The sequence below is a fragment of the Janthinobacterium sp. HH104 genome (genome assembly GCF_001758715.1).
GTDB classification, from domain to species: Bacteria; Pseudomonadota; Gammaproteobacteria; order Burkholderiales; family Burkholderiaceae_D; genus Janthinobacterium; species Janthinobacterium aestuarii.
In genome coordinates, this window is sequence record NZ_LRIB01000038.1 from 12,453 (window position 1) to 25,748 (window position 13,296).

The window sequence follows — 13,296 nt, forward strand, 5'->3', positions numbered from 1 at the left end:
CAACAGAGCAGCTTATACCAGTTCGATTGCCATCGCCGTCGCTTCGCCGCCGCCGATGCACAGGGCCGCCACGCCGCGCTTGCCGCCGGTTTTTTTCAAGGCGCCCAGCAGGGTGACGATGATGCGCGCGCCCGAGGCGCCGATCGGGTGGCCCAGCGCGCACGCGCCGCCGTGGATGTTGATCTTGCTGTGCGGAATGTCAAGGTCGTGCATGGCGGCCATCGGCACGGCCGCGAACGCTTCATTGATTTCGAACAAGTCGACATTGCCGCTGCTCCAGCCCGTCTTGGCATACAGCTTTTTCACCGCGCCGATGGGGGCCGTGGTGAATTCGTTCGGCGCCTGTGCATGCGTGGCGTGGCCGTGGATTTTCGCGATGACGGTGCAGCCGAGTTTTTTCGCCGTCGATTCACGCATCAGCACCAGGGCTGCCGCGCCATCGTTGATCGATGAAGACGAGGCGGCCGTGATCGTGCCATCCTTCTTGAACGCCGCCTTCAAGGTCGGGATTTTTTCCAGGCGGGCTTTTTGCGGGCCTTCATCGATGCTGACGACGGTGTCGCCGCCGCGGCCGGAAACGGTCACGGGGGCGATTTCCCACTCGAAACTGCCATCCTTGGTGGCCGCTTGCGCACGCTTCACGGATTCGATGGCGAACGCATCCTGCGCTTCGCGCGTGAAGGCGTATTGGCTGGCGCACTCTTCGGCAAACGTGCCCATCGAGCGGGCATTGCCCTTTTCATCGCGGCTGTAGGCGTCTTCCAGGCCATCCATCATCATGTGGTCATAGATCATGCCATGGCCGATGCGGTAGCCGCCGCGCGCCTTCGGCACCAGATAGGGGGCGTTGGTCATCGATTCCATGCCGCCCGCCACCACCACCTCGGCGCTGCCGGCGAGCAAGGTGTCATGCGCGAACATGGTCGTCTGCATGGCCGAGCCGCACATTTTCGACAGGGTCACGGCGCCCGTGGAATCGGGCAAACCCGCCTTGCGCAAGGCCTGGCGCGCGGGAGCCTGGCCTTGGCCTGCCATCAGGCAATTGCCGAAATACACGTGTTCAACGGCGTCCGGCGCCACGCCGGCCCGTTCGACGGCGGCGCGGATGGCCACGGCGCCCAGGTCGCTGGCGGTGACGTTGGCAAAGTCGCCCTGGAAGGCGCCCATGGGGGTGCGCGCGGCACCGACGATTACGACTGGATCATTCATGTTGGATCTCCGGTTAAGGGTGGGGAGGGTGACTGCATACAAAAACGCAGGTGCTGCGGATACGGGAAGACGTCCTCGATATGGCCGTCTTCAATGCGCTGCTTGCGCGCCTGCCAGTATTGCGCCGTCAGCAGGTCGGCATGGTGCTGCATGAAATAGCGGCGGATGCGGGGATTGCCCAGCAGAAAGGTGCCGAATTGTTCGGGAAACACATCGTGCTTGCCGATGGGATACCACGGTTCGGCCGACATTTCTTCTTCCTCCGTGCGCGCCTCGGGGATGACGCGGAACTGGCAATCGGTGATGTACTCGATTTCATCGTAATCGTAAAAAACGACGCGTTGATGACGGGTCACGCCAAAGTTTTTATACAGCATGTCGCCCGGGAAAATATTTGCCGCCACGAGTTCCTTGATGGCGTTGCCGTACTCCACGATGGCGTGTTCGACCAGGTCATCGCGGCCGTCCTTTTCAGCATTGCTCAGCCACATGTTCAGCGGCACCATGCGCCGTTCGATGTACAGGTGGCGGATGATGATCTGCTCGTGGTCTTCTTCGATCAGCGAGGGCGCAAACTGTTTCAGCTCGGCCAGCAATTCCTCGGCAAAACGGGCGCGGGGAAAGGCCACGTTGGAATACTCGAGCGTGTCGGCCATGCGGCCCACCCGGTCGTGGTGTTTCACCAGCAAATACTTTTGCTGGACTTGCGCGCGCGTGGTTTCCTTGGGCGGCGGGAAAAAATCCTTGATCACCTTGAAGACATACGGAAACGAGGGCAGGGCAAACACCAGCATCACGAGGCCGCGAATGCCGGGCGCGCTTTCGAAGTGGTCCGACGAATGTTTCAGATGCTGCAGGTAGTCACGGTAAAACAAGGTCTTGCCCTGTTTCTGCAGGCCCAATATCGTATAGATTTCGCTGCGCGGTTTGCGCGGCAGCAAGCTGCGCAGGAATTGCACATAGGCCGACGGCACTTCCATATCGACCAGGAAATAGGCGCGCGTAAATGAAAACAGCACGGCGATCTGCTGGTGCTCGAACAGCACCGTGTCGAGCACGAGCTTGCCGTGCCGGTTGTGCAGGATCGGTACGACGAACGGATATTCGCGGTTGCCGTTGATGCCCTTGCCGACCAGATAGGCGCCCTTGTTGCGGTAGAACAAGCTGGTCAAGACCTGGATCTGGTGGTTCGGCTCGAGCCGCTCGCCGCCGAACAGCTGCTGCAGCCGCGCTTCCACCTGGGCCACGTCACGCTCGAGGTTGGCAAATGCGCAGTCGAGCTGGAAGTTGCTCACCATGCGCGTCAGGGTATGGCGCAAGCCATCCTTGCCCGGGTAATACACGCGGTAGGTGGGGACGGGATCCTGCGTTTCGATGTATTCCGTGGAAACGACAGGGCGCACGAAAATATAGTCGTTATTGAAATACGTGCGGTGCAGGATGTTGCAGCAGACGGAATTGAAGAAGGTTTCGGCCAGTTCCGGCTGCTTGTGTTCCGTCAGCATGCCGATGTAGTGCAACTTGAGTTCGCGCCACACTTCGTCGCTCAACTCCGACTCTTCGTACTCATCTTCGAGCATCTGCACGCATTCCTGCACGCGCTTGTCATAAAAGTCGATGCGTTCGCGGGCCGCCGTTTGCGCCGCGGCCCAGGCGCTTTGCTCGAAATATTGCTTGGCTTGCTGGCTGGTGGCGCGGAACAGACGGTAATGCTTGTCGAAGCCGTCGCGGATGGTGCGCGCGATATCGAATGCAATCTGGGAAGAGAGCAATTTGGGGAAGGCAATGTGCGTCATATCTGTGCTCGCGTTGAAAGCTCATCACCCAGTCGATAATCGCGCGCCCGTGCTTACTTGGTTTCCGCAAACAGTTCGCGGCCTATCAGCATGCGGCGGATTTCGCTGGTCCCGGCGCCGATCTCGTACAGCTTGGCATCGCGCCACAGGCGGCCGGCCGGATACTCGTTGATGTAGCCGTTGCCGCCCAGGGCCTGGATCGCTTCACCCGCCATCCAGGTGGCCTTCTCCGCACTATACAGAATGGCGCCGGCCGCATCCTTGCGCAACTGGCGCACGGCTTCCGGCGTGGTGGCGCGGTCGCAGGCCTGGCCCACGGCGTAGACATAGGCCTTGCACGCCATCATGGTCGAATACATATCGGCCAGCTTACCTTGCATCAACTGGAATTCACCGATGGCCTGGCCGAATTGCTTGCGGTCATGTACGTAGGGTACGACCAGGTCCATGCAAGCCTGCATGATGCCCAGTGGGCCGCCGGACAGCACGGTGCGCTCGAAATCGAGGCCCGACATCAGCACATTGACGCCCTTGCCCAAGCCGCCCAGCACGTTTTCGGCCGGCACTTCGCAGTCCTGGAACACCAGTTCGCCCGTGTGCGAGCCGCGCATGCCCAGCTTGTCGAGCTTTTGCGCGATGGAAAAGCCCTTGAAATTCTTTTCGATCAGGAAAGCCGTCATGCCGCGCGGACCCGCTTCCAGGTCGTTTTTCGCATACACCACCAGCACGTCCGCGTCGGGGCCGTTGGTGATCCACATCTTGGTGCCGTTCAAGACCCAGCGGTCGCCCTTGAAGTCGGCGCGCAGCTTCATGCTGACGACGTCCGAGCCCGCGTTCGGTTCCGACATGGCCAGGGCGCCGATGTGTTCGCCCGTGATCAGTTTCGGCAGGTATTTCGCTTTTTGCTCGGCCGTGCCGTTGCGTTTGATCTGGTTGACGCACAGGTTCGAATGGGCGCCGTAGGACAGGCCGACGGAAGCCGAGGCGCGCGAGATCTCTTCCATGGCGATGATGTGCGCCAGGTAGCCCATGCCGGCGCCGCCGTATTCTTCGCTGACGGTGATGCCGAGCAAGCCCATGTCGCCCATCTTGCGCCACAGGTCCATGGGGAACTGGTCCGTACGGTCGATTTCGGCCGCGCGCGGCGCGATTTCGGCGGCGGCAAATTGTTGGATCGCTTCGCGCAGCGAGGCGATGTCGTCGCCGTGGTCAAAGGTCAAGCCTGGGAGATGGAGCATGTCGTCCTCGTCGTCGTTATAAGTGTGGCGGTCATGGGTGCCGGGTCATTGAAGCTATGATACTCAGTTGTGACGTTTACGTAAACGTAAAGTGAGGCGTGCAAAGCGCTGTGCGTGGTAAGCGCCGCCGCATCGATTTAGTTTGTTTGCGCCTTATCAAGGTTCAAGTCCGCCAGCATGCGCGCGCACGCATCTTCATGCGCACTGATTTCCGCCAGCGCCATTTCGATATCGATGCGCTGCTGCTCCAGGGTCTGCCGGTGCTGCGCCAGCACGCCCAGGAAGCGGTCCATCTGCGCGCGCGTGTCCTTCGGCGACTCGTACATGTCGACCAGGCTCTTGATCTCCGACAACGCCAGGCCCAGGCGCTTGCCGCGCAGGGTCAGTTTCAAGCGGGTGCGGTCGCGCGGCGTGTAGACGCGGCTGCGTCCGCCAGCGCCTTCGCGTTTCGGGCTGAGCAAGCCCTGGTCTTCATAGAAACGGATGGCGCGCGCCGTGATGTCGAATTCCCGCGCCAGTTCGGTAATCGTATAGGTCGTCATGGATGCGGGCGGTGTCGGTTGCATGGGTGGTCGGTCACTGGATGGGTGTGGATGGGTGCTGCGAGGCAATGGTGGCAAGGTGCCGTTTACGTCAACGTCAATACTATTGTAGCGTGCCCTGCCCGTGCTGCAACAAAGAAAAGAGAGGGCGTGAACGGGAGAATTTGGCGAATCAGACAACAATTACTGAAAATAAATTGATTCTTCTTGCACAAACGCGCTTAAGATCGAGAGTTGGTGGCCAAGATGACACCAAAAAGAGCTTTCCTGGCATAACGGCGACATTCTTTTCGCTGCGATGGCAGTAAAATTTTTAGGCGCAGACTCTTTCCAATAGGCACGATCAAAAAACAACGTTTCACTATGAGCACGTTGTTCATGTCGTTTCTATATTGGAAACAAAATGGCCCTTCTGAAAACTTTGTCTACAAGAAATTGTATGACATCGGCATTGCATGTATCGGTAGAGGAGGGCATTATCCGATACCGTACGTTGTAATGCCAAACCGAGGCTTTGAATCGTGCTGCAGTGCGAAAATCAAGGCTAACCGCGAATTTGAACCGAAGCCACGCAGAATCGCAAGAGAAAATTCGGCCCACTTTTTGACCTGAAAAGCCCGGCTGGAGTGTTAATTGTTAATTGATGCTCTTTTCAAATGTAACAATCTGTATGGTCATTCAAGAAACTGACTTTCATGTTACAACATGAAATAGTACACCTATGAATTCTTCTAACGAACGCGAAAGCTTCAGCCAGCGACTTCAGTTGGCTCTCAAAAACGCCCATTATTCTCCAGACAGCCCGACCAGACTGGCCCGGGAATTCAATATCCGTTTCGACGGGCGCCCGATTACCGTGCATGCAGCTAGGAAATGGTTAGTAGGTGAAGCAATTCCGACGCAAGAGAAATTGCGCATGATTGCCCAATGGTTGGGCGTTCCGGCGGAATGGTTGCGTTTTGGCGGCCCGGAAAGCGCCACGCCGAATGGCGAAGCGGGCAGCGCTTTGTCGCGTTTTGAGTCCGCTGATGTGAAATTAATTGCCGATTTGCAAAGATTAGATGAACATCATCGTCAAATCGCGCGAGAATTTATTCGCATGCTGGTACGAGTCAACTACCAAAAGTAAGCATCCAGGCCATCCCCGGCCGGCGCCGTCCGCCTTTCGCTGGCGGTGCTCCCCCTGTCCTTTTATTTGCGCAAGGTCATACTGGAGACATGATTTTGCCGCACAATAAGACCTCGCATGTTGCGCTGCAGCGGAATTATTTGACAATAATCCCGCGTGCGGCGGCGCAGCGGCCAATACCAGCGCATAATCACATCAGAAGCAGCCAGTTCATCCACTACGGAGCCGAGCATTTGAGCCGTCTTATGAAAAGTAACTACAGCAATACCGCGCAGCTGAAGGACTTGATGACCGTGCCCCCCATGACTGCCGCGCAACATGCGGAAGTGATGCGCAAACGGATCGCCCACCGCAGGATGGTTGAAGAAGCCAGGGATTTGAAGCAGGCAAGTGCCACGCAGTTCGAAAAACGCTGAACGGTGGATGCCTGACCAAAGCTACTGCGCGTCGGCATAGGCGGCCTGCGATGCTCACCGTACTAGAGTACGGTTGCGCTTCTCGACCACCTCTTCCTTCCGCTCGCTACGCTTTTGTCAGGCATCGTGACGCCAGAGTTACATCGTGACGCCAACTACAGAATAGGGGTGTCGCTTGCAGACTTGAGACCATTCCACCGTGGCGCCAGGCTGTGCTCGATGCCGAGCAGGTCGATGACGCGCGCCACCGTATGGTCGACCATCTCCGCGATGCTCTGCGGGTGGTGATAAAAGCTCGGTAAGGGCGGGAAGATGATGCCGCCCATTTCGGTCACGGCCGTCATATTGCGCAGGTGCGCCAGGTTGAACGGCGTTTCGCGCACCATCAGGATCAGGCGGCGGCGTTCCTTGAGCACGACGTCGGCTGCCCGCGTGATCAAATTATCCGACAAGCCATGCGCCACGGCCGCCAGCGTCTTCATCGAGCACGGAGCGACGACCATGCCATCCGATTGAAACGAGCCGCTGGCGATAGAGGCGCCGATGTCGCGCAGCTTGTGCACCACGTGCGCCTGCGCTTCGATTTCCTTGCGCCCCACGTCCGTTTCCTGGTGCAGGGTCAATACGGCCGCATCCGACAAGACCAGATGCGTCTCGACGCCGCGAGTGGCGCCCAGCAATTGCAGCAGCCGCAAGCCATACACGGCGCCCGTGGCGCCCGTGATGGCCACGATGATACGGCGCGGCCGCTGCGTTTGGCTATCAGGCATCCAGCAGGGACTTCAGTTCGCCCGATTCAAACATTTCATTCATGATATCGGAACCACCGATGAACTCGCCTTTGACGTACAGCTGCGGAATGGTTGGCCAGTTCGAGTAATCCTTGATGCCCTGGCGAACTTCCGGATCATCCAGCACATTGACGGTGGCGATGTTTTCCACGCCGCACGCTTTCAGGATCTGGATGGCGCGGCCGGAAAAGCCGCACTGCGGGAACTGGGCGGTGCCCTTCATGAACAGCACGACTGGCGTGTTCGTCACGGTTTCTTTGATCCAGGTTTGTACGTCGCTCATAGCTGCCTCTGATGGGTAAATAAATAGATGCCGTCATTTTATAAGAAAACGCCGGCACGGGTATGCGCTCAAGTCATAAATTGGGCAAGTCAGCCACGTTGACGCTTATAAGGTCTTGCCCAGGCAGGTCGATTGTGCCGCACCCACGTATTTGCCCCAGGCAATGACGGGTGCATAGCCGTGTTTGGTATAAAACGCCACGGCGCGGACATTCGCCACGCGGGTGGACAGGTGCAGGGCCTGGTAGCCGTGCCGGCGCGCCTGCGCCTCCACATGGGCCAGCAGGGCCGCGCCCACGCCAGCGGAACCCGGGCGCGCATACATACGCTTGAGTTCGCCTATGGCGCTGTCCGCTTCGCCCAGCGGGCGCAAGGCGGCGCAGCCCAGCAGTTCTCCAGCCACATCGCGGGCCAGGTAAAAGCCGCCGCGCGGCGTTGCCGCTTCGACATCGAAGGAAGAACGACCACTGTCGCCATTGATGCGCAGCAGCGCGTCCGACAATGCGTCGAGCAGCAACTGCGCCTCAACGCTGGCGGCGTCCACCGCCAGGATGACGAAATCATGCCTGGCGGCCATGGACTTAGCCGCGCAGCTTGGCGAACGCGGCAGCCATGCTGCCGGCCGGCTCGGGCGCGTTGCGCGATTGCGACTGGTGCTGCGCCATGCTGCGGCGGTCGTTGCGGTCGCCACGTTGCTCGGGCTTGCTGCCCGCTTGCGGCGCGCTGTCCGTCAAACGCATGGTCAGCGCGATGCGCTTGCGCTTTTCGTCGACTTCCAGCACTTTCACGCGCACGACCTGGCCAGCCTTCACCACCGTGTGCGGATCCTTGACGAAGGTATTCGACAGGGCCGAGATGTGCACGAGGCCATCCTGGTGCACGCCGATGTCGACAAACGCGCCAAAGGCGGCCACGTTGGTGACCACGCCTTCGAGAATCATGTCCGGACGCAAGTCGCGGATTTCTTCCACGCCTTCCTTGAAGGTGGCGGTGGTGAACTCCGGACGCGGGTCGCGGCCCGGCTTTTCCAGTTCCTTCAAGATGTCGGAAATGGTCGGCACGCCAAACGTTTCATCCGCGTACTTTGCCGGGCTCAAGGTTTTCAGCAAGGCCGTTTCGCCGATGACGGCCTTGATATCCTTCTTGATGTCCGCCAGGATTTTTTCCACCAGCGGGTACGATTCCGGGTGGACGGCCGAGGCGTCCAGCGGATTCTCGCCACCCATCACGCGCAGGAAGCCGGCTGCCTGCTCATACGTCTTGTCGCCCAGGCGCGGCACGGCTTTCAAGGCTGCGCGCGAAGTGAATGCGCCCTTCATGTCGCGGTAGGTGACGATGCTTTGCGCCACGCTGGCCGACAGGCCGGACACGCGCGCCAGCAGCGGAGCGGACGCCGTATTGACGTCCACGCCGACGGCATTCACGCAATCTTCCACCACGGCATCGAGCGAGCGAGCCAGCTGGCTTTGGCTCACGTCGTGCTGGTACTGGCCCACGCCGATTGATTTCGGGTCAATCTTGACCAGTTCGGCCAGCGGGTCTTGCAGGCGGCGCGCGATCGAGACGGCACCGCGCAGCGACACATCCATGTCCGGCAATTCTTTCGAGGCGAACTCGGACGCCGAATACACCGACGCGCCCGCTTCCGAGACGACGATCTTCGTCATCTTCGCTTCCGGATGCTGCTTGATCAGGTCCTGCGCCAGTTTATCGGTCTCGCGCGAGGCCGTGCCGTTGCCGATGGAAATGAGCGACACATTGTGCTTGGCGGCCAGGCGGCCCAGGGTGTGCAGCGAACCATCCCAGTCGTTCTTCGGCTGGTGCGGGTAGATCACGGCCGTGTCGACGACTTTACCGGTGGCATCGACGACAGCGACCTTGACGCCCGTGCGCAAGCCTGGGTCCAGGCCCATGGTGGCGCGCTGGCCGGCAGGCGCAGCCAGCAGCAGCGCCTTCAGATTGGTGGCGAACACGTTGATCGCGTCGAGTTCCGAGCGTTCGCGCAGCGCGCCCATCAGTTCCGTTTCCAGGTGCATGAAGCTTTTCACGCGCCAGGTCCAGCGCGCCGTGTCCGCCAGCCATTTGTCGGCAGGGCGGCCCTGTTGCTTGATGCCGAAGCGGGCGGCGATGCGGCCTTCGCACGGGTTGTGCGGCGCATCCCATTTCGGTTTTTCCGCTTCCGTGTCCAGGCGCAGGGTGACGTCGAGGATGCCTTCGCGGCGGCCGCGCAACAGCGCCAGCGCGCGGTGCGAAGGGACGGTCGAGATGGTTTCCGAGTAATCGAAATAATCGGCGAATTTTTCGCCTTCGTCCTGCTTGCCTTCCACCACTTTCGATTCGACGATGCCGTGTTCCTGCACGTATTCGCGCAAGGTTTGCAGCAGGGTCGCATCTTCGGCGAAACGTTCCATCAGGATCTGGCGCGCGCCGTCGAGGGCCGCCTTGGTATCAAGCACGCCCGGGTTGTTGCCGTCGGCACTTGTAAACGCGTCGCGCAGGAACTTGCCCGCTTCCGTTTCCGGCGTCAGTTCCGGGTTCTCCAGCAAGCCGTCGGCCAGCGGCATCAGGCCCGCTTCGATGGCGATCTGCGCCTTTGTGCGGCGCTTCTGTTTGTACGGCAAATACAAATCTTCCAGGCGCGTCTTGTCTTCCGCGTGCATGACGGCGTCGAGCAACTCGGGTGTCATCTTGTTCTGTTCCGTGATCGACGCCACGATGGCGGCGCGCCGCTCTTCCAGTTCGCGCAAATAGCGCAAGCGCTCTTCGAGCAGGCGCAGCTGGATATCGTCGAGGCCGCCGGTCGCTTCCTTGCGGTAACGGGCGATGAAGGGCACGGTGGCGCCTTCGTCGAGCAGTTCGATGGCGGCGGCAACTTGCACCGGTTTGGCGGCAAGTTCAAGGGCAAGGCGTTGTTCGATAGTGGGCAGCATGGTTGTTTCCAGAGCGATCAAGCCTGGAATGATACGCAATCGGCGCGATTGCGCAATCTTGACAGCGCAAATGGACTGTGCGTTGACAACAAGGTCAACGTGGCGGCAGCAGCGGGCTGGCGGGTGGTGGCGTGCTCGGGCGCTGCGGCGTGACGGACTTGCCAAAGGCATTGCCCATGCGGTGTTCGAGGGCGGCGCGGTTGTACAGGCCCAGCTGGTTCGACGGGCGCTGCATGACCGCTTCCGCGCCGGACAGGGCGGGTGGCTGCCGGTTCATGATGTTGCTATTCGGCAATAATTTTTCATTCAAGCAAGATATCGACTGCACGCGCTGGCCACTGACTTCCACCTCCACGCAGCCCTTCTGCGGCGCGGGAGCTTTTACGACAATGGTGTGCTCGTCCGCCTGCGCGGGCAGGGCGGCGCAGGCCAACAGTAACAGCAAGGACAGGCGTGCCATGGCGGCTCCCGGAACGGTGGAATCAGCGTCCAGCATAGCAAGGTCATGTGTCGCGGCGATGACACAGGCCGGGGTGCGGGCTGATGCCATGTCATGCAGTTGTCATTTTACGAAGCTACCATCTTGCCATTCTGCTTGATCTATTGCAGTCAAGACACTTCATGAGCAGGACTTTTCGTTGCGTCCCCTGGAAAATGACACTAAGCCACCGCCGCGCCGCAAAGGGCAATGCCCTGTCCGCCTGCTTGCTGATGACATTGATGACATTCATGACATTCGTGCGGCCGGCTGCGGGCGCGGACGGTGCTGACGCCGCCGCGCACGCAACCCTGCGCTTCGACTTGCCCGCCCAGCCGCTCGACGCGGCCCTGGTGGCGTTTGGCGAAGTGACCGGGTATTCCGTGCTCGTCAGCAGCCAGCTGGCGGCCGGCAGGGTGGCCTCGCCCGTGCGCGGCGACTACACGCCTGCCGAAGCGCTGCAGCGTTTGCTGGCCGGCACCCAGCTGGGCGCGCGCTTCAGCGGCAGCAATGCGTTCACCTTGCTGGCGCTGGCCGATGCACCCGTGGCGTCGGCGCCCGTGCCGGCCGGAGCTGCCCCCGCCACCGCACCATTGCAAGGCTATGCGGCCGTCCTGCAGCGCTCGCTCACGCGCGCCCTGTGCCGTCTGCATCCGGACGCCTTCGGCCGCTACCGCCTGGCCTTCCAGCTGTGGCTCGACGAGCGGGGCAAGGTGCGCGCCGTGCACGTGCTTGAACCGAGCGGCGTGGAACAGCGCGACCGCGCCGTGCTGCAGCGCCTGCGCAGCCTGCTGATCGATGGCGCGCCGCCGGCGGGCTTGCCGCAGCCGCTGACGATTTTATTGACGCCGCGGCCCGATCCCGATGCCGATTGCGCGCCCTACCTCGTGGCCGGAGCGCCCTGACCATGTCGGATTTGCTGAAAGCCACTTTGCGCAAGCTGTTCCTGGAACGCTACGGACAGTTTCGCCGCCATTTGCAGCGCCGCCTGGGCTCGGAAGACCTGGCCAATGACGCGCTGCATGAAACGTATTTGCGGGTGGAGCGGATGACGGCGCCCGAGGCGATCAGCTACCCGTCCGCCTACCTGATGCGCATCGCCATCAACATTGCGGAAGATCAACGCCGCGACAATGCGCGCCTGCTCAGCCTGCCCGATATCGACGATCTGTACGAGATGGCCGATGAGCTGGCCGACCCGGCCCGCACCTTCAGCGCGCGCGCCGAGCTCGAAGAATTGGAACGGGCCTTGCAGGAGTTGCCGAAACGCCGGCGCGCCATCGTCATCGCCGCCCGCGTCGACCAGTTGCCGCACCGCGATATCGCCGAGCGCTTCGGCATTTCCGCCCGCACCGTGGAGAAGGAATTGCGCGCGGGACTCGAACATTGCTGTGAACGCATGGGACGCGATTTCATCCAGCGCTTCGGTCCCGGCGCGGGAAAAACGTCTAAACATCATGATTGAACAAACGGAAGACGACATGGGTGTCATCCAGAAGGAAGCGCAGGCGTGGGTCGTGCGCCTGGCCTCGGGCCAGGTCAGCGAGCGCGACGCGCAAGTGTTCCGTCACTGGTGCGCGCGCAGCCGTAAGCATGCGACGGCGTTTGCCGAAGCGCGCGCCGTGTGGGGCGCCATGGCGCCGGCCGCGCGCGCCGTCAAGCGGGCGCAGGCGCCTGTCAACGTGGCGCGGCGCGCCTGGCTCGGCGGCGCCGTGGCTGCTTCGCTGGGCTTGCTGGTGTTGCGCCCGCCGACGGACCTGTGGCCGGCCGTGGCGGGTCTGGCCGCCGACTATGCCACGGGCACGGGCGAGCAGCGCGAAGTGGCGCTCGATGGCGGCGTGCTGGTGCAGATGAATACGCAGACGCGGCTCGATGCGGCGCCCGTGCAGGACGGCGCCGCGTCGCTGGTGCTGCTGGCGGGCGAGGCGGAATTCCAGGCCGGCTTGCACGGCGCGGCAAGCGTGCGCGTGCAGGCAGGCGACGGCACCGTGTCGGCCGGCAGCGCGCGCTTCAATATCCGGCTGTTCGGCCAGGAAGTGTGCGTGACGTGCCTGGCGGGCCGCCTGCGCGTGGTGCAGGCCGGCAACGATGCGGAACTGGCCGCCGGTCAGCAGCTGCGTTACCGGCCCGAGCATTTTGGCATCGCCCGCGCGGTGGCCAGGGGCGACGTCAGCGCGTGGCGCCACCGCCTGCTGGTCTTCAAACAAAGCACCCTGGCCGAGGTGGTGGACGAGGTGAACCGCTACCGTCCCGGCAAGCTGATCCTTAATGGCGACACATTGAAACACACGCGTGTGCAAGCGAGCTTTTCGCTCGACCGCCTCGACGACGTGATCGCCCTGATCCAGGACGCGTATGGCGCACGCGTGACGCGTTTGCCTGGCGGTATCGTGCTGTTTGGTTGAGCGCAAAGGCCTGGCGCCAATTATGACATTTTCATGACCTTTTGCAGTCCCGGACCTTGTTCCCTGTCAATGCTGCTGGA

At 61.3% G+C, this 13,296-nt stretch carries 14 protein-coding genes; 5 read left to right on the forward strand and 9 right to left on the reverse strand.

The annotated features are described in order from the left end of the window. Positions 1 to 12: 12 nt before the first annotated feature. The 4 genes from JAB6_RS16820 to JAB6_RS16835 all read right to left on the reverse strand — a co-directional run bounded on the left by JAB6_RS16820 (position 13) and on the right by JAB6_RS16835 (position 4,785). Positions 13 to 1,209, reverse strand: a complete 1,197-nt coding sequence (locus JAB6_RS16820) for an acetyl-CoA C-acyltransferase (protein WP_070303708.1) — start codon at positions 1,207 to 1,209, stop codon at positions 13 to 15. After that, positions 1,206 to 3,005, reverse strand: coding sequence for a bifunctional isocitrate dehydrogenase kinase/phosphatase (gene aceK, locus JAB6_RS16825; protein ID WP_070303709.1), 1,800 nt, complete (start codon positions 3,003 to 3,005; stop codon positions 1,206 to 1,208). The genes JAB6_RS16820 and aceK overlap by 4 nt, the downstream gene beginning before the upstream one ends. Positions 3,006 to 3,058: 53 nt before the next feature. After that, positions 3,059 to 4,243, reverse strand: coding sequence for an isovaleryl-CoA dehydrogenase (locus JAB6_RS16830; RefSeq protein WP_034753750.1), 1,185 nt, complete (start codon positions 4,241 to 4,243; stop codon positions 3,059 to 3,061). A 137-nt stretch (positions 4,244 to 4,380) separates the two neighbouring features. Next, positions 4,381 to 4,785 carry a MerR family DNA-binding transcriptional regulator gene (locus JAB6_RS16835; protein ID WP_034753754.1) on the reverse strand — a complete coding sequence of 135 codons (405 nt, stop codon included), beginning with the start codon at positions 4,783 to 4,785 and terminating at the stop codon, positions 4,381 to 4,383. 721 nt (positions 4,786 to 5,506) lie between these two features. On the opposite strand from JAB6_RS16835, the gene JAB6_RS28520 reads away from it, so the two are divergent. Both JAB6_RS28520 and JAB6_RS16840 read left to right on the forward strand, forming a co-directional pair. Continuing rightward, positions 5,507 to 5,914, forward strand: a complete 408-nt coding sequence (locus tag JAB6_RS28520; protein ID WP_034753756.1) for a hypothetical protein — start codon at positions 5,507 to 5,509, stop codon at positions 5,912 to 5,914. Between the two features lie 89 nt (positions 5,915 to 6,003). Beyond that, positions 6,004 to 6,330, forward strand: a complete 327-nt coding sequence (locus JAB6_RS16840) for a hypothetical protein (protein WP_046683172.1) — start codon at positions 6,004 to 6,006, stop codon at positions 6,328 to 6,330. A gap of 155 nt (positions 6,331 to 6,485) precedes the next feature. Here JAB6_RS16840 and JAB6_RS16845 read toward each other — a convergent pair whose 3' ends face one another. The 5 genes from JAB6_RS16845 to JAB6_RS16865 form a co-directional block, all read right to left on the reverse strand. After that, positions 6,486 to 7,100, reverse strand: a complete 615-nt coding sequence (locus JAB6_RS16845) for a UbiX family flavin prenyltransferase (protein WP_070303710.1) — start codon at positions 7,098 to 7,100, stop codon at positions 6,486 to 6,488. Then, entirely contained in the window at positions 7,093 to 7,404 is a 312-nt protein-coding gene (gene grxD / locus JAB6_RS16850) for a Grx4 family monothiol glutaredoxin (protein ID WP_034753766.1), read from the reverse strand. The genes JAB6_RS16845 and grxD overlap by 8 nt, the downstream gene beginning before the upstream one ends. A gap of 105 nt (positions 7,405 to 7,509) precedes the next feature. Continuing rightward, a complete protein-coding gene (locus JAB6_RS16855) occupies positions 7,510 to 7,980 on the reverse strand; it encodes a GNAT family N-acetyltransferase (protein WP_070303711.1) in 471 nt (156 codons plus the stop codon). Between the two features lie 4 nt (positions 7,981 to 7,984). After that, positions 7,985 to 10,333 (reverse strand): Tex family protein, encoded by a 2,349-nt coding sequence (locus tag JAB6_RS16860; protein ID WP_046683175.1) that lies wholly within the window; start codon positions 10,331 to 10,333, stop codon positions 7,985 to 7,987. 94 nt (positions 10,334 to 10,427) lie between these two features. Continuing rightward, entirely contained in the window at positions 10,428 to 10,793 is a 366-nt protein-coding gene (locus tag JAB6_RS16865; RefSeq protein ID WP_217494638.1) for a hypothetical protein, read from the reverse strand. A gap of 260 nt (positions 10,794 to 11,053) precedes the next feature. On the opposite strand from JAB6_RS16865, the gene JAB6_RS16870 reads away from it, so the two are divergent. From JAB6_RS16870 to JAB6_RS16880, 3 genes are read left to right on the forward strand one after another with little or no spacing between them, the layout of a single operon-like run. Continuing rightward, positions 11,054 to 11,716 carry a secretin and TonB N-terminal domain-containing protein gene (locus JAB6_RS16870; RefSeq protein WP_175444564.1) on the forward strand — a complete coding sequence of 221 codons (663 nt, stop codon included), beginning with the start codon at positions 11,054 to 11,056 and terminating at the stop codon, positions 11,714 to 11,716. A gap of 2 nt (positions 11,717 to 11,718) precedes the next feature. Beyond that, positions 11,719 to 12,276: an RNA polymerase sigma factor gene (locus tag JAB6_RS16875; protein WP_034753775.1), complete on the forward strand. Its 558-nt coding sequence runs from the start codon at positions 11,719 to 11,721 to the stop codon at positions 12,274 to 12,276. After that, a complete protein-coding gene (locus JAB6_RS16880) occupies positions 12,269 to 13,216 on the forward strand; it encodes a FecR domain-containing protein (RefSeq protein WP_070303713.1) in 948 nt (315 codons plus the stop codon). Before JAB6_RS16875 ends, JAB6_RS16880 begins: the two co-directional genes overlap by 8 nt. Positions 13,217 to 13,296: the final 80 nt, after the last annotated feature.